The 20,594-nt window shown below is 63.7% G+C and carries 19 protein-coding genes; 4 read left to right on the top strand and 15 right to left on the bottom strand.

Annotated elements, in window-relative coordinates; all coding sequences use genetic code 11:
- Nucleotide 1: 1 nt before the first annotated feature.
- The 5 genes from AC1DYW_RS02675 to AC1DYW_RS02655 form a co-directional block, all read right to left on the bottom strand.
- Nucleotides 2-1,048: an NAD(P)-dependent alcohol dehydrogenase gene (locus AC1DYW_RS02675; protein ID WP_477225018.1), complete on the bottom strand. Its 1,047-nt coding sequence runs from the start codon at nucleotides 1,046-1,048 to the stop codon at nucleotides 2-4.
- Nucleotides 1,049-1,063: 15 nt separating this feature from the next.
- Nucleotides 1,064-1,876 carry a carbohydrate ABC transporter permease gene (locus AC1DYW_RS02670; protein ID WP_457150828.1) on the bottom strand — a complete coding sequence of 271 codons (813 nt, stop codon included), beginning with the start codon at nucleotides 1,874-1,876 and terminating at the stop codon, nucleotides 1,064-1,066.
- Nucleotides 1,873-2,739 (bottom strand): carbohydrate ABC transporter permease, encoded by an 867-nt coding sequence (locus AC1DYW_RS02665; protein WP_477225017.1) that lies wholly within the window; start codon nucleotides 2,737-2,739, stop codon nucleotides 1,873-1,875. The genes AC1DYW_RS02670 and AC1DYW_RS02665 overlap by 4 nt, the downstream gene beginning before the upstream one ends.
- Before the next feature lie 142 nt (nucleotides 2,740-2,881).
- Nucleotides 2,882-4,153 (bottom strand): ABC transporter substrate-binding protein, encoded by a 1,272-nt coding sequence (locus AC1DYW_RS02660; protein ID WP_457150830.1) that lies wholly within the window; start codon nucleotides 4,151-4,153, stop codon nucleotides 2,882-2,884.
- A 243-nt stretch (nucleotides 4,154-4,396) separates the two neighbouring features.
- A complete protein-coding gene (locus tag AC1DYW_RS02655) occupies nucleotides 4,397-5,314 on the bottom strand; it encodes an AraC family transcriptional regulator (protein WP_457150831.1) in 918 nt (305 codons plus the stop codon).
- Nucleotides 5,315-5,587: 273 nt separating this feature from the next.
- Here AC1DYW_RS02655 and AC1DYW_RS02650 point away from each other — a divergent pair, with 273 nt between their 5' ends.
- On the top strand, nucleotides 5,588-6,991 hold the full coding sequence (locus AC1DYW_RS02650) for an MATE family efflux transporter (RefSeq protein WP_477225016.1): 1,404 nt from the start codon (nucleotides 5,588-5,590) through the stop codon (nucleotides 6,989-6,991).
- 92 nt (nucleotides 6,992-7,083) lie between these two features.
- On the opposite strand, the gene AC1DYW_RS02645 is transcribed toward AC1DYW_RS02650, so the two are convergent.
- The 10 genes from AC1DYW_RS02645 to speB form a co-directional block, all read right to left on the bottom strand.
- Nucleotides 7,084-7,611: a GNAT family N-acetyltransferase gene (locus AC1DYW_RS02645; RefSeq protein WP_457150833.1), complete on the bottom strand. Its 528-nt coding sequence runs from the start codon at nucleotides 7,609-7,611 to the stop codon at nucleotides 7,084-7,086.
- A 146-nt stretch (nucleotides 7,612-7,757) separates the two neighbouring features.
- The gene (locus AC1DYW_RS02640) at nucleotides 7,758-8,717 is read right to left on the bottom strand and encodes a methyltransferase (protein WP_477225015.1); all 960 of its coding nucleotides are present in this window, start codon (nucleotides 8,715-8,717) and stop codon (nucleotides 7,758-7,760) included.
- A gap of 122 nt (nucleotides 8,718-8,839) precedes the next feature.
- Complete coding sequence (locus AC1DYW_RS02635; protein ID WP_095083388.1) at nucleotides 8,840-9,643, bottom strand: ABC transporter permease; 804 nt, start codon at nucleotides 9,641-9,643, stop codon at nucleotides 8,840-8,842.
- On the bottom strand, nucleotides 9,640-10,494 hold the full coding sequence (locus AC1DYW_RS02630; protein WP_457150836.1) for an ABC transporter permease: 855 nt from the start codon (nucleotides 10,492-10,494) through the stop codon (nucleotides 9,640-9,642). The genes AC1DYW_RS02635 and AC1DYW_RS02630 overlap by 4 nt, the downstream gene beginning before the upstream one ends.
- Nucleotides 10,491-11,528, bottom strand: coding sequence for an ABC transporter ATP-binding protein (locus tag AC1DYW_RS02625; RefSeq protein WP_477225014.1), 1,038 nt, complete (start codon nucleotides 11,526-11,528; stop codon nucleotides 10,491-10,493). Before AC1DYW_RS02625 ends, AC1DYW_RS02630 begins: the two co-directional genes overlap by 4 nt.
- A 195-nt stretch (nucleotides 11,529-11,723) precedes the next feature.
- Nucleotides 11,724-12,812 (bottom strand): ABC transporter substrate-binding protein, encoded by a 1,089-nt coding sequence (locus AC1DYW_RS02620; protein ID WP_457150837.1) that lies wholly within the window; start codon nucleotides 12,810-12,812, stop codon nucleotides 11,724-11,726.
- Between the two features lie 73 nt (nucleotides 12,813-12,885).
- Nucleotides 12,886-13,530: an amino acid ABC transporter permease gene (locus AC1DYW_RS02615; protein WP_457150838.1), complete on the bottom strand. Its 645-nt coding sequence runs from the start codon at nucleotides 13,528-13,530 to the stop codon at nucleotides 12,886-12,888.
- Nucleotides 13,527-14,183, bottom strand: coding sequence for an amino acid ABC transporter permease (locus AC1DYW_RS02610; RefSeq protein WP_457150839.1), 657 nt, complete (start codon nucleotides 14,181-14,183; stop codon nucleotides 13,527-13,529). The genes AC1DYW_RS02615 and AC1DYW_RS02610 overlap by 4 nt, the downstream gene beginning before the upstream one ends.
- A 6-nt stretch (nucleotides 14,184-14,189) precedes the next feature.
- Nucleotides 14,190-14,999 (bottom strand): transporter substrate-binding domain-containing protein, encoded by an 810-nt coding sequence (locus AC1DYW_RS02605; RefSeq protein WP_477225013.1) that lies wholly within the window; start codon nucleotides 14,997-14,999, stop codon nucleotides 14,190-14,192.
- Nucleotides 15,000-15,084: 85 nt separating this feature from the next.
- Nucleotides 15,085-16,140, bottom strand: coding sequence for an agmatinase (gene speB, locus AC1DYW_RS02600; protein ID WP_477225012.1), 1,056 nt, complete (start codon nucleotides 16,138-16,140; stop codon nucleotides 15,085-15,087).
- A 261-nt stretch (nucleotides 16,141-16,401) separates the two neighbouring features.
- Here speB and gcvA point away from each other — a divergent pair, with 261 nt between their 5' ends.
- The 3 genes from gcvA (at nucleotide 16,402) to AC1DYW_RS02585 (ending at nucleotide 20,471) form a co-directional block, all read left to right on the top strand.
- Nucleotides 16,402-17,376 carry a transcriptional regulator GcvA gene (gcvA, locus tag AC1DYW_RS02595; RefSeq protein WP_477225011.1) on the top strand — a complete coding sequence of 325 codons (975 nt, stop codon included), beginning with the start codon at nucleotides 16,402-16,404 and terminating at the stop codon, nucleotides 17,374-17,376.
- A 159-nt stretch (nucleotides 17,377-17,535) separates the two neighbouring features.
- Nucleotides 17,536-18,840, top strand: coding sequence for a nicotinate phosphoribosyltransferase (gene pncB / locus AC1DYW_RS02590; protein WP_477225010.1), 1,305 nt, complete (start codon nucleotides 17,536-17,538; stop codon nucleotides 18,838-18,840).
- A gap of 179 nt (nucleotides 18,841-19,019) precedes the next feature.
- The gene (locus AC1DYW_RS02585) at nucleotides 19,020-20,471 is read left to right on the top strand and encodes a hypothetical protein (protein ID WP_477225009.1); all 1,452 of its coding nucleotides are present in this window, start codon (nucleotides 19,020-19,022) and stop codon (nucleotides 20,469-20,471) included.
- Nucleotides 20,472-20,594: the final 123 nt, after the last annotated feature.

Here is a 20,594-nt window from a genome sequence, read left to right as displayed (position 1 = left end):
GTCAGGTCTTCTCGTCGGAAATCAGGATCTGCAGCTTGACGTCTTCCGGATGCGCCGCCGCCGCGCGCTCGAAAGCCTCGATGCTCTCGCTGAAAGGGTATGTACCGGTGATCAGCGGATTGAGGTCGACCTTGCCGGATGCGATCAGTTGCAGGGCACGGTCGAAGATGTTGGCGTAGCGGAACACCGTCTCGATCCGCACTTCCTTCGATATGGCCGCCGGCACGTTGAGTGCCACCGGCTCCACCGGCAGCCCGACAAGGACCACCGCGCCGCCGGGACGCACGACATCGAACAGATTGGCGAACACCTTCGGGCTGCCGCTGGCCTCGAAGACGATGTCCGCCCCCCAATTGTCGGTGACCGCCGCAACCGCATCGACCAGTGACTGCTCGCCGATATTGACCGGCACGATGCCCGCATAACGCGCCGCAATTTCGAGCTTGGGGGCGGAGAAGTCGGAAATCAGCACCTTCGAGCAGCCGCCGGCAAGGGCAGCGAGCGAAATCATGATGCCGATCGGGCCGCAGCCGACGACAACCGCGACGTCGCCGGGAACGATGCGGGCGCGGGCGGCGGCCTGCATGCCGATGGCAAAGGGTTCGACCATCGCCCCTTCGGCGAAGGAGACATTGTCCGGCAGCCTGTAAGTGAACGCGGCGGGATGAACGGCTTGAGGCGCAAGAATGCCGTGAACCGGCGGCGTCGCCCAGAAGCTGACATCCGGGTCGACATTGTAGATGCCGAGTTTTGTCGCGCGTGAGGACAGGTTCGGCACGCCGGGCTCCATGCAGACGCGGTCGCCGACCTTCAGCGTCCTGACATTGGCGCCGATTTCGGTGATCGTTCCGGACGCTTCATGGCCGAGCACCATCGGCGCGCGCACGACGTAACTGCCGATGGCGCCATGGGTGTAATAGTGCACGTCGCTGCCGCAGACACCGACCGTGTGGATGGCGATCCTGACGTCGTCCGGCCCGACGTCGAGCGGCAACGCGATCTCGCGCAGCGCCAGTTCGCCCTTCTTCTCAAGCACCAATGCCCGCATCGTGTCGTCCTCGCTTCAAGTCTTTTTTTGCTGGAAAACGGAATTCAGGAAGCCGCTGAGCACGCCGAGGAACAGCAGCGGCGGCAGCGACAGAAGCACGACCGAGGCGTTGAGGATTCCCCACGGCACGTTCATGCCTTGCTGGGACAACTCGGATGCGACGATCGGCAAGGTCTTGGCGTTCGAGCTGGACAGCATCAGCGCGATCAGGAACTCGTTCCAGACCAGCACGAAGCTGAAGGTGACCGCACCGATCAGCGACCGCGCCGCGACTGGCAGCGCGATCCGCCAGAACACCGAAAAGGCGCCGTAGCCGTCGACGAAGGCGGCTTCCTCGACCTCCTTCGGCACGCTCTGGAAGGCGGGAATGGCCAGCCACATGATCACCGAGATGGTGAGCAGCGAATAGGTGACAATCAGTGCCGCCAGCGTGTCATAGAGCCCTAGCTGCAGCCAGATCACCATCAGCGGTATGGCCACCGCCACCGGCGGCAGGAAGCGCAGCGACAGCACGAAGAACTGGATGTCGCCGGCCCAGCGGTTGGGATAGCGCGCCACCGCATAGGCGGCCGGCAGGCCGAGCACCACGCCGATCAGCACCGCGACGCCACAGGCGATGACCGAGTTGTAGAGGCCGGTCATGACGCTGTCGCGGCCGATGATATAGCTGATGTTGGCAAGTGTCGGCGTGAACACCAGGCGCGGTACGCGGGTGATGATGTCGACATTGTTCTTCAGCGAATTGAGCGCCGTCCAAAGCAGCGGAAACACGGCCATGAAGCCGGCGAATGCCAGGACGGTCTTGCCGATCAGGCGGCCCGGCCTCATGCCTGCACCCGCTTCCACAGCATGGTGAAAGTGATGACGGTGGCAATCATCATCAGCACGGCCATCGCCGAGGCGTAGGACACCTTGCCCGACTCGATGAAGCCTTGCGAAAACGCATACATGTCGAGCGTCTCGGTCGCGACGCCAGGCCCGCCGCGGGTCATCACATAGATCAGGTCGAAGGAACGCAGCGATTCGATCATCTTGACGAACATCAGGCTGACCAGCGGCGCCTTCAGCATGGGCAAGGTGACATAGGCGTGGATCTGCCAGCGCCTGGCGTGGTCGAGCCGCGCCGCCTCGATCGGCTGCGGCGGCAGCGTTTCCAACAGCTTCAGCACGATGACGGCGAAGAACAGGCCCCATTGCCAGACATCGACCGAGGCGACGGCGAACAGCGCCGTCGACGGCTTGGACAGCGGGTCGAAGATCAGCCCGCCGGTCAGCAGCCGATAGGGGTAGGTGGCGATGCCGTAGAGCGGGTGGTAGGCGAACTTCCAGACGAAGGCCGCCGAGACGCGCGGCAGCAAAACCGGAATGATGAACAGCAGGCAGTAGATGTTGCGCAGGCGCGGCGACGCGACCTCGAACATCAGCACCCCCAGTCCGATGGCCACGGCCATCGTCGCCGCAACGGTGACGATCTCCCACTTCACCGACACCCAGACGGCGTTGAGAAAGCGGCGGTCGAAGAACAGGTCGTAGAAATTCGAAAGCCAGACATAGGAATAGGTCGTGGAACTCAGCTCGCGGTTCTGCAGGGCGATGACGATCGCGTAGAGCGTCGGTACCATCGACAGGATCAAAAGGATGACGAGCGTCGGCACGAGGAAGGCGACCGGCAAGGATGAGCGTCGAGGCATTGGTCAGGCCTCGCTGTATTCGAACATGGCTGGATCCTCGCGTGGAGATGCTTCAGGCGGCGCCAGAGCAGGCCTTCCCGCGACGCACAGGTCCCGGCATTCGACCGAATGCCGTGGGCCGTGCGCCGCCAGAGGGAGGCTGCTACTTCTTCGCCAATTCGTTGGCGTAGGCTTCAAGTTCGTTGAGGCCGCCCTTGATGTCGGTGCGGGTGCCGGTGACCAGTTCCTCGAGGATGATGCCCCAGCGGTCGCCGAGGTCCGGCCAGCGCGGATCCTGCCAGAAGTTGACCGCCGTGACCTTGCCCGTCTCGGCCAGAGCCTGGCCAAGGTCGGCGCCGTAGATATCAGCGAATTCCTTGCTGGACAGGATGCTGGTGCGGTTCAGCTCGCCGAACTGGTGGGCGTCGAGCCGGCGCTTCTCGTTCTCCTTCGACGTCGCCCAGGCGATGAACAGGCCGGCGCATTTCTTCGAAGCGTCGTCGGCATTGGCCTTCGCCGCAATGGCGAGGCCATGGCCGTAGCCACCACCGGTGAGCGGCGCCGGCGGCGGCAGGAAGCCGATCTTGCCGACCACCTGCGAGGTCTTGGGATCGACCGACATGCCCGACAGCGGTGTCGATTCGACGAGGATCGCCACCTGGCCCGACAGGAACGCACCGGTCGATTCATCCCAGCTGCCGGTCTGCGTGCCGGGCGCCGAATCCTTGAACAGCTTCAGATAGGTCTCGGTCGCCTTGACGGCGGCGTCCGAATTGAAGACAGGCTTGTTGCCGTCGAACCACTGGCCGCCATAGGCCTTGAAGAAGGGCATCCAGCGCCAGACATTGGCGCCCGAACCGCGCGCGCCGCGCAAGGCGATGCCATACATGCCCTTGTCCGGATTGGTCAGCTTCGGCACGTCGGCGATCAGCTCGTCCAGCGTCTTCGGTGGCTGGATTCCGGCCGCCTCAAGGACATCCTTGCGGTAGACCATCAGGTCGCCACCGCCGGTCAGTGGCGCAAACCAGACCTTGCCGTCATAGGTCGCGACCTTCTGCCGGCCCGGGTCGAAATCGGCGTAGTCATAGTCCGCCGGATAGTAATCGGTGAGCGGCACGATCCATTTCGACGACGCAAACAGGGCGACGTTGGCCTCGTCGACATAGTAGACGTTGTAGTTGCCGACGGTGGACGCATCGGCGCGCGATTTCGCCCGGCGGTCGTTCTCGTTCAAATAGTCGATCTGGAAGCCGGCGCCGGCAAGCTTCTGGAACTCGTCCTTGGAGTCCTCCAGAAGCGTCAGGCCGTCGCGCGGCTGCGCCAGCACCTTGACCGGCGCCGAGCAGACCGGCGCCTGCGCCAGGGCAATGGTGGAAACGGCAGTGGAAAGCATAAAAGCTGCGCCAAGGCTGGCAGCGAGCCTAACTGGTTTCATTGATCTTTTCTCCTCCAGGAACACTTCGCAGGACGCGCAAGTCCTCGGGTCACGCGATCCTCACCATCGCCCGAACGACATGCCACCCATCGCCAAAATGCGAAGTTGCGGCGGGCCACGCTAGAAGCCCCGTTGCAACGGACCTGTACTTTTATGCATTGTGCAGCGCAAAAACTGGCGTCCGCTTGGGGAGCCCGTCACATGAGTATCGATCGAGGCCGGGGTAGGATTTTCAGGAACCGCTTATGCGCGCATCGTCAGCCGCTGCCGCGACAGCCGCCGATAGGACGACGGCGTCATCCGATGCTTGCGCATGAAGGCGCGGTTGAAGTTCGAGATGTTCATGTAGCCGACCTGGAAGCAGATGTCGGTGATCGCGATGTCGGTGTCCGCCAAAAGCTTGCAAGCCTGCCAGAGCCTGAGCTTGGCAAGGTGGTCGCTGAAACTGTTGCCGGTGTTTTTCTGGAAGAAGCGCGAGAATGTGCTCTCGGTCATTCCGGCGAGTTCCGCCACTTCCGGCAGCTTCAGATCTTCGGCGAAATGCTGGAACAGATAGGTCAGCGTGCGCTGGATGATGTCCAGCGAGGCGGCATCGAGAACCGGCGAGAAATCCGGTGACGACAACAATTCGTATTCGTCGGTCCGGGCGAGAAGATCGACCAGGCACAGGAAAAGGCAGAACCTGCTTAGCCCGCTAACCTCGCCCATCCGCTCCATCAGTTCGGCGCCTTCGCGTGCCGTCTGGCCGTGAAAGACCATCCCGCGCAGCGATCGCTCCAGGAACGGTTCCAGTTCGCGCAGTTCCGGCAGCAGGCCCACCGACCCGCGCAGCCTCTGCGCATCGAATTGCAGGACGATGTCGCGGCCTTCGATCAGTTCGCCCGGCTGCGTGGCGGTGACCCAGTCGTGTGGCAGTCCACCACCGACGATGGTGAGATAGCCTGGCCCGAACTCGCCGATGTGATCGCCGACCAGCACCACGCCGGAGGATTTTCGCAGCAGGTGGATCTCGTACTCCGGATGGAAGTTCCAGACGTTGCGTTCCCATGGGTAGTCGTCGAGCCGCCACAGGAAACTGTCGCTCGCTTCGGTGACGATGTGCTCGAAGGACGGCGCCGTCCGCGGGATAGCAGCCGTGTTTTTTCTGCGCCTGAACTGCATCCTGCCTCCTGGAAAATCCGGGATCTGTCGTCGCACCTCGTCGTCCAGGCAATCCGTAGCAGCCCGTTGCCGGCGTGTGAAATGCGCTTCGGCGGCACGCAACAATCGGTCCGGGCGTTCCGCTGGCTCAATCTGTTCCGGCCCCTCCTCTCTTGCCTTCATGTCGCGTTTCGTCCAAAAGCTGACGCAAACGCTGCGAAACCGAAGGTTTTGCCGTTTGAAATGCGGCTTCCGGCTCCTTGCCGACGCGCCGTACCTGGAAAGAGCGGAACAATGTCTGCGATCGAAGCCGGCGCTCACGCGCCGGAAAATCTTTGGCGTCAGGAAATCAGGGCGACGCTGGCGCTCGCCTGGCCGATGGTGCTGACCAATCTCGGCCAGACCGCCATGACGGCCACCGACGTCATGATGATGGGTCGCCTGGGGGCGGACACGCTGGCCAGCGGCGCGCTTGGCGCCAACCTCTATTTCATGCCGCTGATCTTCGGGCTCGGCCTGATGCTGGCGACGTCGCCGATGATTGCCACCGAGCTTGGCCGCCGCCGCCATTCGGTGCGCGACCTGCGCCGCACGGTGCGCCAGGGCCTGTGGCTGGCGATCCTGATCTCGATCCCGATCTGGCTGGTGCTTTGGCACGGCGAGGCCATTCTGCTGGCAATGGGCCAGGAACCCGCGCTGGCGCATCAGGCCGGCATCTATCTGCGCTGGCTCGAATGGGCGGTGCTGCCTTTCTACGGCTATATCGTGCTGCGCTCGTTCATCTCGGCGCTGGAGCGGCCGGGCTGGGCGCTGATCATCGTCTTCGTCGCCGTCGCCTGCAACGCCCTCTTCAACTGGGTGTTCATGTTCGGCAATCTCGGCGTGCCATCGATGGGCATTGCCGGCTCAGGGCTTGCGACCACGCTGTCCAGCACGCTTATGTTCATCGGCATGGCAGTGGTGGTGATGCTGGAGAAGAAGTTCCGGCGCTACCGTCTGTTCAGGCGCTTCTGGCGGTCCGACTGGCCGCGCTTCAAGGGGCTGTTGCGGCTCGGCATGCCGATTGCCGGTATCCTGGCCTTCGAGGTGACCATCTTCAACGCCGCGGCGCTGCTGATGGGCCTGATCGACGCCGATTCATTAGCCGCGCACGCAATCGCCATCCAGATCGCCTCGATCAGCTTCATGGTGCCGCTCGGCCTCAACCAGGCGGTGACGGTGCGCGTTGGCCTGGCGCATGGCGCCGGCAATCCGGAAGGGGTTTCCCGCGCCGGCTGGACGGCCTTTGTCATCGGCGTTTCGTTCATGGCGCTGATGGGGCTGGTGATGATCCTGTGGCCGCATCTGCTGATCAGCGCCTTCATCGATCTCGCCAACCCGGCCAATGCCAGGGTGATCGCGCTTGCCGTGTCGTTCCTGGTCTTTGCAGCGCTGTTCCAGATCTTCGACGGCGCGCAGGCAGTTGCCGCCGGCATGCTGCGCGGCCTGCATGACACCAAGGTGCCGATGATCTACGCCGCGATCGGCTATTGGGGCATCGGCCTGCCGCTCGGCGTGCTGCTCGCCTTCCATTTCGGCCTCCATGGCGTCGGCATCTGGATCGGCCTGTCGTCGGGGCTGGCCGTGGTGGCGGCGCTGCTGCTGGCGCGCTGGCTGCGGCGGGACCGCCTGGCGCCGCCATTGGTGTTTGGGCATTGAGCCAAGGCCTAACATCGTGGCTCGTCAAACGACGGCCTGCGAAACGACGTTAAGCGCCATGAGCCGACTTTGGCACCGAGGCGACGAATGCATTAGCAGTCCGGCATCGCGTTGCTCGCCAACAGTGACGATCCGATGTCTCCGTCGAGCGCAAAACGCTCGCAGCGCTCGCCGTCGGACTCATCGATGAAGCTCTCGATATGTTTGAAGCCGAGCTTCGCCAATATCCGCAGCGACGCGAAATTGCGCGCCGCCGCCTCGGCCGTTACCCGTTCAAGCGCCAGAGTTTCAAAGGCGTAGCGGAGGACTTCGCGCGCTGCCTCGCTGCCCAATCCGTGCCCCCAATGCGCACGCGCCAGCACAAATCCCAATGCCGCTGCCTTGGCGTCGGTTGCGCCGAAGGACAGGGTTATCGTCCCGATCGCGTTCGATACCCCTGCCTGGTCTATGGACCACTTGATCGCCTTGCCGTCAGCGAACCGCTGACGCGAACGGGCGAGCCATCGTTCGCCTGCGCTTTTGTCGTCGGGAACGGGATCGCCGGCAAGGGAGGCGGATTCGACATCCGTCGCGCGCGCAAACCATGCCGGGATATCCCGTTCGCTCGGCGCCCGAAGCACGAGCCTTGGTGTCGAGAGCCTGGGAAATCGGACAGCTTCCATGGGGGCATTTTCGACGTGAGGCGGCGCCGATGCAACGGCCGGGCATACTGCCGTGTGCTCATGGGCGCCTGCCCACGCGTCCGAAACCAGGCATCCGGCAACAATCAGCCCGCAAGGCGCGCACGAAACAAGGTGCAGCCGTCCGTCAGGCGCGACCTTGAGATATCGCGGAATCCAGCCTCCGTCATCCACGCCCGATACTGACCTTCAGTGTACGATTCGCCGTTGCGATAGAGGTTCAGGAAGGTGAGATTCAGAAAGACACCCTCACGCGGGCCGAGGCGGTCGTCATCGACGACACCCCACCCCGCAATTGCGATCTCGCCGCCCGGTGTGAGGCAACGCGCCGCGTTCAGGATCGAACTGCGCGCCTGGTCCGGCGGCAGGACCTGGACGACGGCCTTCAGGATCGCCAGATCGTGCCGACCGACCGATGGCGCGACAGTTATGTCCCCTTCTTCGACGACCACGTCTTCGGCACCATATTCCGACAGGATATCCGGCGCGACCGCTGCGACCGTTGGGAGTTCCATCAGCGTTGCCGCAATCTGCGGCCACCGCTCGCGAAGTCCGACGAGAATGGTCCCTGGGCCCCCACCGATGTCAATCACCGAACCGATCGCCGAGAGGTCCATCTCCTGGGCCAGAAGTCGGCCGAAAATCACCGCCCCCGGTGCGAGCATGCGGCTGAAGGCCGCCGCTTCCTCGGACCCTGCTTCGGAAAAATCGTGCAGCGCAGCCGGCCGGTTCTGTCGCAGCGACTCTGCGGTAAGCAGATCGGCTCCCCAGAGCTCGCGCAGGAGCGCATGATCGCCGACGCGATAGGTCGGCTTGGACGCGTCGAGGAAGGCCGACGCTTCGGCTCCGTTGCGAAATTGGCCATCCTCGACTTCGAGGAAACCAATGCTGGCGAGTGCGTAGAGGAGCCGCGACAGGCGATTGGGCTCGACTTTGAGCGCGGCCCCAAGGCTGTCCGCAGTCAGCGCGCTGTCGCCGAGCCGGGTGAAGATGCCAAGGTCCAGCCCGGCTCGAAGCGCCAAGGCGGGGGGCACCGCTTTGATCATCTTGTCGATCCGATCAGAATCCACCATGTCGCATCCCCTTCCGCGATCCAGGACCGGCTAAGATTAGAACTCCGTTCTCCCGAAAGTGAAGACAAAATGATCATTTCGAGCGACAGGTCCGGTCAGTTGCCCTCGGAGGACATCGCGCCGAGCAGCCTGCGGATGTCTCCGAACTTGGCGATCGCCCCGAACACCAGGGCTGCCACCGCGACGAAGAACACCGACACCGACGCCATGGTCGGCGTGTAGCCGTAGCGCAGCGCGTTGAAGATCTTGATCGGCAGCGTCTCGGTGGTGAACCCGATCGTCATGTAGGCGACGATGTATTCGTTGAGCGACAGCACGAAGGCGAAGGCGTAGCCGGAGACGAGGTAGGGCAGGATCAGCGGCAGCACCACCGTCTTCAGCACCGTGCGGTCGTCGGCACCCATGGTCGCGGCGGCCTCGACCAGCGAGCGGTCGATCGACGCAAAACCCAGCGACAGCGTCACCAGCGGCAGCGTGACGAAGAAAATGGCGTGGCTGATGATGGCGGTGAAGAACTGGCCGAACAGCCCGACCGTCGCCCAGAAGGTGAGGAAGCCGAGCGCGGTGATGACCGGCGGCAGGATGAAAGGCGCAAGCCCGAGCACCTGAAAAATGTTTGCCCAGGGCGCGATGCGCCGCCACAGGAACCAGGCAAGCGGCAGCGCGATAGCGACCGCGATCGCCGCCGAGCAGACGGCGAGCGTCACCGAATGGATCAGCGCCAGCCGCCATTCCGGATCGGCGAAGATCTGACCATACCAGGCGAGCGAGAAGCCTTTCGGCGGGAAGGTCAGTTCCTGCCGCGCGTTGACCGAGACGCCGGCGACGACGATCAGCGGCGCGGCCAGGAACAGGGCCACGATGGTGAAATAGAGCCGGCGAAGGAAGGTGGCGGTCATAGTGCGTTCTCCCTGCGGCCGACGAGCAGCGTCAGCCCGACCAGCGCCAGCGAGATCAGCACCAGGAAGACCGCCATGGCGGCTGCGAACGGCATGTTGGACTGGTAGATCGCCTGGTCGGTGATCAGCACCGACAGCGTCCAGTGGCGTGGCCGGCCGAGGATCTGCGGCAGCAGGTAGGAGCCGAGCGCGAAGACGAAGACCATGATCAGCGTCGCCACGATGGTGTTGCGCAGCGCCGGGGTGACGACGTTGAAGAAAGCTTTGACCGGCGAGGCGCCAAGCGTGCGGGCGGCCTCGAGCAGCGTCGGGTCGAGGCGGACCAGGGCCGGATAGAGCACCAGTATGGTGTAGGGCAGCGCCTGGTAGATCATGCCGGCCAGCACCGCGCCGAAGGTCGGCAGCAGCGCCACCGGCTTGTCCATCAGCCCGAGCGCGACGAAGAGGTTGGTGATGCCGGCGGTCTGCGAAAACAGCGTCGACCAGGCAAAGCCGATGATGACTTCCGACAGCGACAGCACCGACAACAGCCCGACCAGCCACAGCGTCTGCACGCGGCGCGAGCGCTTGGTCAGCAGATAGGTGAACGGAAAGGCGATCGAGACGCAGCAGACGGCGACCAGCACCGCCAGCATCAGCGAAAAGCCGAGCACGCCGGCGAAGAAGGTGGTCAGGAACCGCGCATAGTTGTCGATGACGAAATCGGGCGTGTAGAAACCGGCCGGATTGCGCTTGAAGAAGCTGACCGCGATCATCGTCGAAAACGGCACGACGAAGAACACCACGAGCATCAGCCCGGGAAACAGCAGCGGCGTATAGTCGGCGAATGATTTCGGCGCTTCGCGTCTCATGAGCCGAGCACCACGCAGCTCTCGGGCGGCAGCGTGACGCCGACCTTGGCGCCGACCGAGACGTTGGGCCTTTCGCGCGGCGTCGCCACCGCGATGATGCTGGTGCTGCCAACCTCGACGAAGGTTTCGATGGTGCCGCCGAGATCGCGCACGAAGGTCACCTGGCCGGTGATGGCGCGGCCGCCGGGTTCGCCCAGATGCACGTCTTCGGGACGGATCGACACCGAGGCCTTGGTGACGCCGGCCGGCATGGCGAGGCCCGGAATGGCGGTGCCGAGGATGGTGGTGCGTCCGGCGCTGTCGACCTCGGCCGGCAGAAGGTTGGTGATGCCGATGAAATCGGCGACGAAGGCGTCGGCCGGCTTGCGGTAGATCTCGATCGGCGGTGCCGCCTGCAGGATCCTGCCGTGGCCCATGACCACGACCAGGTCGGCCATGGTCATCGCCTCGCGCTGGTCGTGAGTGACGACGATGGTGGTGATGCCCAGCCGTTGCTGCAACTGGCGCAGTTCCACCTGCATGGCCTCGCGCAGTTTGGCGTCGAGCGCCGAAAGCGGTTCGTCGAGCAGGAACAGCTTTGGCGACAGTGCCAGCGCACGGGCGATTGCCACGCGCTGGCGCTGGCCGCCCGAAAGCTTCGCCACCGGCCGGTCGGCAAAGCCGGGCAGATGGATCAGCGTCAGCAATTCGTCGACGCGCTTCTTCTGCTCTTCCTTCGAGGCGCCGCGGATGCGCAGCGCGTAGGCGATGTTGTCGCCGACCGAAAGATGCGGAAACAGCGCCAGCGACTGGAACACCATGCCGAGATTGCGCTTGTGGGTCGGCAGCGGCGTGATGTCCTCGCCGTCGAGCACGATGGCGCCGCTGGTCGGCTCCTCCAGCCCGGCGATGATGCGCAGCAGCGTGGTCTTGCCGCAGCCGGATGGTCCAAGCAGGCAGACGAAGGTGCCGTGCGGCACGTTGAGCCGAACATTGTCGACCGCGATGAAATTGCCGAAGGCCTTGGTGATGGCGTTGATATCAAGTCCGGACATGGCTGATCCTGTTAACCGGAGGATATGGGATGGTTCCTCGCCGCCTCGTTTTCGCGGCGGCCTCTCCTCGGCCGCAAGAGGAGAGGCGCCGCGATTTCGGCGCGTAGCATATCCTCTCCCATCGCAATGGGAGAGGTGGTTCGCGAAGCGACCCGTCATGAGGAGCGCTTCGATGTCGGGCGAGCTGTTTTCGGCTTAGCCGACGATCAGCTCGGTCCACTTCTGGTTGATCCAGTCGGCCTTGGACGTATAGAGGTCGTAGCGCGGAATGATCGGCTCGATATCCGACGACACCGATGCGAACTCGGCCGGCGTCAGGTCGAGCACCTCCTTCTTCAGCGTCGGCGTGGTGCCGACCTTGCGCGACATCACGCCCTGCATCGACGGCTGGCTCATATAGTCGATGAAGGCATGCGCCTCGTCGACCTTGGTCGAAGCGCGCGACAGCACCCAATTGCCGGAGTCCTGGATGCCGCCCTCCTTCGGGAAGGTGGTGCGGACATGGAAGCCGTCGGCGATCGCGAGGCCGGTGACGTCGTGATAATACTGGCCCATCGGGATTTCGCCCGACTTCAGCGCCTGCTCGAACTGCGCTTCGTCGCGATACCAGAGGCGCACATTCGGCTTGACCTCGGCGAGCTTCTCGAACGCCTTGTTCAACCCTTCCTCGGTGTCGAGGGCATTGGTGCCGCCCATGAAGGTCTTGGCCGTCACTTCGAGCAGGAACGAGTTGGAGGCGAGCGCCAGCAGGCCGAGCTTGTCCTCGTTCGCCTTGTCCCAGAATGCCGCCCAGGAGGTCGGCGCCTCCTTGTAGACATCGGTGTTGGAGACCAGCGTGATCCACCAGGCCACCGCACCGATGCCGGCAACGCGGCCATCCGGATATTTGTTGATGAAGCGCGGCAACAGGTCGCCGTAATGCTTGAACTTGGAGGTGTCGAGCGGCGTCCACAGTTCGGTCGACTGGCCCTTGAGCGTCGAGGTCTGCGACATCATCGAAAGATCGGCCGGGGCCTGGCCGGCCTTGGCTGCCTGCTCGAGCTGCACCAGCCACGCCTCGCCGGTCGGCTCGGCGACCGATTCCACAGCGATGCCGGTGGCCTTGGTGAAGTCGGGGAAGACGTGCTCGTCGAAGGATTTCTTGAAGTAGCCGCCATAGACGCCGACCTTGAGCGACTTGTCCTGCGCCCGCAGGATCGACGGCATGGCGAGCACGCCGGCCGTCGCCAGGCCAGCGCCAAGCACGCTGCGCCGGCTGACTTGTGTTGCGATCAATCTGTTCATCTGGTCTCTCCTCTGTTTGTGCCGACTCTCCGGCTGGTTCCCTTGATTCCGTTGCCCGCCGTCTTCTTGCGGCTCAGTGGGCGGCGCGTCGTTCGAGCGAACGCGCATATTGCGTCAGTGGAAAACACATGACGAAAAAGATCAGCGCCACCAGCCCGTAGACCTTGAAGGGCTCGAAGGTCGCATTGTTGATGGCATTGGAGGTCCGCACCAGCTCCTCGAAGCCGATGATCGAGGTGAGCGCGGTCGACTTGATGAGCTGCACCAGGAACCCGACGGTCGGCGCGCGGGTGATCGAAAACGCCTGCGGCAGGATGATCAGCCTCAGTTCCTGCAGATAGTGCAGCCCAAGGCTGGCGCCGGCATCCCATTGGCCACGCGGCAGGGCGTCGACGCCGCTGCGCCAGATTTCGGCCAGATAGGCACTGGCAAAAAAGGTCAGGCCGAGCACCGCCGCCGTCCACGGCTCGATGCGTAGCCCGAGCATCGGCAGGCCGAAGAACATCAGGAACAGCTGCATCAACAGCGGCGTCCCCTGGAATAGCGCGATATAGCCGGAGGCAATGCGCCGGCTCCATTTGTTCTTGGCGATCCTGAAGAACAGCACGACCATGCCGACCACGCCGCCGCCAACGAAAGCGGCCAGCGACAAGAGCACCGTCCATCGGGCGGCGAGCAAGAGGTTGCGCACGATGTCCCAGAAGGTGAATTCGATCATGACACGCCAGCCCCCAGGACGCGGCGTCCGCCCGTGACCAAAAGCCGGCGCAACGCCATCGACAGGACGAGATAAACCAGCGTCACGACAAGATAGGTCTCGAAGGACCGGAACGTGCGTGCCTGCAGCATGTCGGCCTCATAGGTAAGTTCGCGCACCGCGATCTGCGACACCACGGCGGACTCCAGCATCATAATGACGATCTGGCTGGTCAGGGCCGGATAGATCACCTTGAGCGCCTGTGGCAGCACGATCTTGATGAACACCTGGCGTGGCCTCAAGCCCAGCGCAAGGGCTGCTTCGGTCTGTCCGGGCGGCACGGCGTCAAGTCCGGCGCCGACGATCTCGATCGTATAGGCTGCCATGTTGAGCGTCATCGCCAGGATGGCGGCCAGCACCGGATCGAGCCTGATCCCGAGGCTGGGCAGCCCGAAGAAGATGAAGAACAACTGCACCAGGAACGGCGTGTTGCGCATCACCTCGACATAGGCGGCGATGGCGCGCTTGAGCAGCACGGGGCCGTTTCGCCGTCCCGCAGCCCCCAGGATGCTGAGGAACGTCCCCGCCAGCGTGGTCACGGCGATCAACAGGATCGTCGTGACCGCTCCGCGCGCGATGTCACCCGCAGCCCCTGGAAGCCAGGCAAAGGCCACCGGATCTCAATCCTTGAGGTTGTCGGGGTTGAGCGGCGTCTTCAGCCAGGCCTGCGAGCTTGCGTCCAGCTTGCCGTCCGCCAGCATCTTGGCGATGGCGTCGTTGACCGCCTTCTTCAAGCTGTCTTCGTTCTTGTTGAGACCGATATGCGAAGGCGAGGTCAGAAGCTGGAACTTCTGCTCCGGCTTCAGCGCGTCCTGCTTGGCCAGCACCTGCGCGCCGACGTCGTTGCCGACGACCATCAGCTGCGTCTGGCCGGAAATGAAGGCCTGGATCACCGAATTGTAGTTGTCGAAACGCTTGATGTCGGCCGACGCCGGAGCCGCTTCGGTGAGCGAGGTATCTTCGAGCGTGCCGCGGTTGACGGCGATCGACTTGTCGGCAAGGTCTTCCTTGCCTTTGACCGACAGCGCCGCCGGACCGATCACGGCGATGTAGTAGGGCGCGTAGGCTGCGGCGAAGTCGATCACCTGCTCGCGTTCCTTCGAATAGCCGACGCTCATCAAGAGGTCGACGCGATGGTCGTTCAGATACGGAATGCGGTTCTGGCCGGTGACGGCGACGGGATTGAGCTTCACCTTCAACGTGTCGGCAATGTATTGCGCGACATCCATGTCATAGCCCTTGAGGCTCATGTCGGCGCTGGCCGAGGAGAAGGGCGGAAAATCGGCGAAGACGCCGACATTGATGGTGCCGGCCTTGGTGATGTCCGCCAGCGCGTCAGCATTGGCGGCTTGCGTGCCGAGGCCGAGGCTTGCGGTGCCAAGCATCAGCACGGCGGCGATGGATGATTTGAGCGTGATACGGATCGTCATTTTTATTCCCCTCTGGAAGCTTTGTTTGTCTGGGTCGGCCGCCGGCTCCAGCGCGGCGGCCGCCTTTGTCATCTAAACGTCAGGCTCACTTGCCTGTGATCGCCGGGCTGAACACCATCAGGCTCAGGATTTCGAACAGAACCTGGGCGCCGGCGTGCGCCGTGTTGGTGGTCGCGTCGTATTGCGGCGCCACCTCGACGACGTCGCCGCCAACGATATTGAGGCCCTTCAGGCCGCGCAGCAGTTCGAGCACTTCGCGCGTCGTCAGGCCGCCAACCTCGGGCGTTCCGGTGCCGGGCGCGAAGGCCGGATCGACGCTGTCGATGTCGAAGGAGACATAGGTCGGCCCGTCGCCGACGATCTTGCGCGCCTTCTCGATGATGGCGGGGATGCCGAGACCGGTCACCTCCTCGGCATGCACGACGGTCATGCCGGACTCGTAGGTGAACTCCCACAGATATTCGGCCGAACCACGAATGCCGATCTGGATCGTGCGCGTCGGATCGAGGACGCCGTCGAGCACCGCGTTGCGGAACGGTCCGCCGTGGTGGAACTTGGTCATGTCGAACAGGCCACTGGTGTCGCAATGGGCATCGATATGGATCAGGCCGACCGGGGCTTTCTTGCCGACCGCCTTCAGGATCGGATGGCTGATCGAATGGTCGCCGCCGACCGACAGCGGGATGACGCCGGCATCGACGATCTGATTGGTGCGGCGCTCGATATCCTCATGGCTGATCTCGAGCCGGTAGCGGCTGCGGAACGGCGTGTCGCCGATGTCGGCGACCCGAAGTTCATGCGTCGGGGCGCATTCCAGCACGTGATTGTAGGGGCCGATGCGTTCGATGGCGCGCAGCGCCCTTGGCCCGAAACGCGAGCCCGGCCGGTTGGTGACGCCGAGGTCCATCGGTACGCCGATCATCGCCACCTGCAGGTCGCCGAAATCTGGATTGTCGGCCGCTATTTCGCGGTAGGGGGCGGCGAGGAAAGTTGGTATGCCGGAATAGGGCGCCAGCCGGGTGCCGGACTTGGAAAAGATCTTGTCGGCGACGCGCCGAAACTTCGGGTCGAACATCTCGCCGCCATGGCTCTCGCCATATTTGCGACGCAACGCGTCGAGCTTGCCGCGATCGTAACCCATGTCCGCTCCTCCTGCCTGATGCAGGCGGCCGCCGGTGACCTTGGCGAAGCGACCGTCATCCGGCCGGGTCGTTGTCCCGCTGGCTGCCTGCAGATTTCACGTCTTGATGCTGTTCCGGGCCAAAGTGTCTGGCAGCCGCATTGAAAAATCAATTGATATTGTTAGGGTGTTGGCTGTGAGAAAATCTCACAATCAACTCTGAGCACGGTCTTATCCGAAAACCGGCCTCCATTTTTCGGGATCGTGCTTCAACGGATGCCCATGGCCAAGCGCCTGCCACCGCTGAATCCGCTGCGCGCCTTCGAGGCAACCGCCCGCCATGGCTCGCTGTCCAAGGCAGCGAGTGAGCTGAATGTCACGCATGGCGCCATCAGCCACCAGATCAAGGCGCTCGAGCAGTCGCTCGGCGTCAAGCTTTTCGAGCGCGCCGGCCAGCGGGTCAAACTGACGCCGCATGGTGCCGAGCTGCTGCCGGCGGTCTCGAGCGCCTTCGACGGCATAGCCGCCGCCACGCAGCGCATGACAAGGCCGGCGAGCAGCGGCACGCTCTCCGTCTCCTGCGTGCCCGCATTGCTCTTGCTGTGGATGACGCCGCGGCTCGGCAGCTTCATGGCGCAATATCCTGACATCAGGCTGACGCTGATCCCTTCCAACGACGCCAAGGATATCCGCGCGCCGCAGATCGATGTCTGCGTGCATTACGGCGACGGCAGCTGGACCGATTGCTGGATGCGCAAATGGTCGGGGCTCGAACTGTTTCCCGTGGTGAGCCCGACGTTGATCAACAACCGTCCGATCCGCAGCGTCAGGGATCTCGCCGACCATGTCTTCCTGCATGGCGATGACGGCCGCGAATGGCACACCTGGCTGGCGGCCGCCGATGCGTTGGATCTGGAGCGCGGCCGCCGTCATCATCTGGGCGATGCACGCATGGCGGTTGAGGCTGCGGTCCACGGCCATGGCGTGGCGCTGGGCGATTCGGTGACGGCCAGTTCGCTGCTGGCCAGGGGCATGCTGGTGGCGCCGTTCAGCCTGTCAGTGCCGGCGATCGACGACTTCTATGTCGTCTGTCGCAACGAGATGAAGTCGACGCCGATCGTGCAGCTTTTCATCGACTGGCTGTTTGCCGAGAAGGCGCAGGATGACGGCCGCGCCGATGCGCCGGTGGCGGGCCGCGTCGTCACCCGCCGCAAGCGTCCGGCGCTCAGGGTCATCGGCGGCAGAACCGGGAGCTGACACCGGCTGGCGGCGGCGGTGCCGGCCGATCGTGTCCGGCCGCATGCAGGGTTTTCTTTTTGTCGGGCCAGCCCTGAAACCGGGCAGCGTTTTGGCCAATTCGATGCTATGAGGCCTGTCGCGGTTGTGGGTAGCAGGCAGCGAAGGCGGTGTTGAAACATGGCTAGGACCGATATTGCGCGGCGTGTCTACAACCACACCTGGAAGCTCGACCCGATCGTGCGCAGCCTGCTCGACACGGATTTCTACAAGCTTTTGATGCTGCAGATGATCTGGGGCATGTACCCCAAGGTCGACACCACCTTCTCGCTGATCAACCGCACCACCTCCGTGCGGCTGGCCGACGAGATCGACGAGGGCGAACTGCGCGAACAGCTCGACCATGCCCGCACCTTGCGCTTCAGCAAGAAGGAGATGATCTGGCTCGGCGGCAACAATTTCTACGGCCGCAAGCAGATCTTCGAGCCGGAATTCCTCGCCTGGCTGGAGAATTTCAGGCTGCCGGAATACGAATTGTCGAAGCGCGACGGCCAGTATGAACTCACCTTCAGCGGGCCGTGGATGTACACCACGTTGTGGGAGATCCCGGCGCTCGCGATCATCAATGAGCTCCGTTCCCGCGCGGCCATGCGGGCGTACGGCCCCTTCGCGCTCGATGTGCTCTATGCCCGCGCCAAGGCCAAGATGTGGGCCAAGACCGAACGGCTGAAGGCGCTGCCCGGCATCCGCATTTCGGATTTCGGCACGCGCCGGCGCCATTCCTTCCTGTGGCAGCGCTGGTGCGTCGAGGCGTTGAAGGAAGGCATCGGCGAAGCTTTCACCGGCACCTCCAATGTGCTTTTGGCCATGGACAACGACCTCGAAGCACTCGGCACCAACGCGCATGAACTGCCGATGGTGTTCGCCGCACTCGCCAATTCGGAAAAAGAGCTGAAACAGTCGCCCTACAAGGTGCTGCAGGACTGGCAGCGCTATTATGGCGGCAATCTGCTGATCGTGCTGCCCGACGCCTTCGGCACGGCCTCGTTCCTGCGCGACGCGCCGGACTGGGTGGCCGACTGGACCGGCTTCCGCCCCGACAGCGCTCCGCCCATCGAGGGCGGCGAGAAAATCCTGTCCTGGTGGCGCGACAGGGGCAAGGACCCCAGGCAGAAACTGCTGATCTTCTCCGACGGGCTCGAGGTCGAAACGATCGAGGAGACCTACCGCCATTTCAGGGGCAAGGTGCGCATGTCGTTCGGCTGGGGCACCAACCTCACCAATGATTTCGAAGGCTGCGCGCCAACCGAAACCAACAGCCTGGACGCCATATCGCTGGTCTGCAAGGTCACCGAGGCCAATGGAAGGCCGGCGGTCAAGCTCTCCGACAATCCGGCCAAGGCGACCGGCGACGAGAAAGAGATCGAGCGTTATTTGCGCATCTTCGGTCAGAAGGACCGCGTGGAGCAACTGGTCAAGGTGTGAGGGGTGATGGGTTGAATGACATGACCGCCCGGTCGCATTCCCTCCCACCCCCCTCTGTCCTGCCGGACATCTCCCCCGCAAGGGGGGAGATCGGCCGCCACCTCTGGTTTCGCCAATTTTCAACATTGCAAGAAAGGTGGCCGGCAGATGAACTGCTGATCTCTCCCCTTGCGGGGGAGATGTCCGGCAGGACAGAGGGGGGTGCGAAGGATCGCGGCAGTGGCGTGTATCCCTGCTCGACGATTGCCTTTGTCGCAGTCCTGATCTTCGTCCTCCCCGCCCCTGCCTTCGCCCACGCCTCCGACCGTGGCCATGTCCTGCTCTTGCCGACCGGCTACTATCTGGCCGGCGGGGCTTTCGCCGTGGCCGTCAGTTTCCTTGTGCTGGCGCTGCTGCCGGGGGATTGGCTCGACCGTTTCTGGCGCTGGCGCATGCCGCTGTTCGGATTTGGCGACAGCGCGCGCACCACAGTCAGCCTGATCTCCTTTGCCGGCTTTGCAATCCTCATCGCCGCTGGCCTTTTCGGCAGCCGCGACCCGCTTTCAAACCCTTTGCCGCTGGTGATCTGGACCCTGCTGTGGGCTGGCGTCACGCTGCTGCAAGGTGTCCTCGGCGATCTCCGGTCATGGCTCAACCCGTGGTATGGGCCGTGGCGCCTTGCCTCACGTCTGCTCGGCGCGGGGGATGAAGGGAGCTGGCGACTTCCCCGATGGCTCGGCTGCTGGCCGGCCGTCCTGTTGTTTTTCGCCTTTGCCTGGTTCGAACTCGTCGATCCGGCGCCCGACGATCCGGCGCGGCTGGCGTATGCTGCCGGCCTCTACTGGCTGCTCACCTTCCTTGCCATGCTGGCGTTCGGCTATCGAAACTGGAGCCGCAGCGGCGAGTTCCTGTCGGTCTTCTTCGCGATGGTGGCGCGTTTCGCGGTCGTCGAGCGCAACGAAACCGGCCGGCTTGGCCTGTGCTGGCCCGGCGCCAAGCTGCTCGCCGCCGAGCCGTTACCGGCCAGCGGCATTGCCTTCCTGCTTCTTGCCCTGTCGTCCGTGTCCTTCGACGGCCTGTCGAAAACCTTCTTCTGGCTCGGTCTGTCCGGCATCAATCCGCTCGAATTTCCCGGCCGCACGGCGGTGATAAGCAGCGGCAGCCTTGGGCTGGTTCTGACGTTCGTGTTGCTGGCAGGCGTGTTCATGCTTGCCGTCTGGCTCGGCCAGCATCTTGCGCGAAGCGATCGCCCCTTCGGCCAGGCAGCCGGACTGCTGGTGTGGTCGATCGTGCCGATCGCGCTTGCCTATCATGCCGCGCATTATCTGACGTCGCTGCTCGTCGACGGCCAGTATGCGCTGGCGGCACTGTCGGACCCGTTCGCGCTGGGCTGGAACCTATTCGGCACCGCCGACATGCAGATCGAGGCGGGCATCGTTGCCGGTGCGGATTCCGCCTGGTGGCTGTGGAACGTCCAGGCTGGGGTCATCATATCAGGCCATGTGCTCGCCGTCCTCGTCGCGCACGGCTTCGCCTGGCGCCTGCACCCGCAGCCCTCCCGCGCAACCCTCAGCCAGTTCCCGCTCACCGTGCTGATGATCGCCTATACGGTCTTCGGCCTCTGGCTGCTTGCCACGCCGACGGTTGGCTGAGCCGTTCGCGTTGGAAAATAAACCGGGCTTCCCCCAGGGAACCGGCATTGCCGTGTCCGGACTTTGGTGATTTAGTTTGTACACATGCAATTTTTCGACTTCCGGAAATGAGCGGACTTTGCG

It is taken from the genome of Mesorhizobium sp. P2_D5 (assembly GCF_056404355.1).
This window is presented reverse-complemented; position numbering and strand designations above follow the sequence as displayed.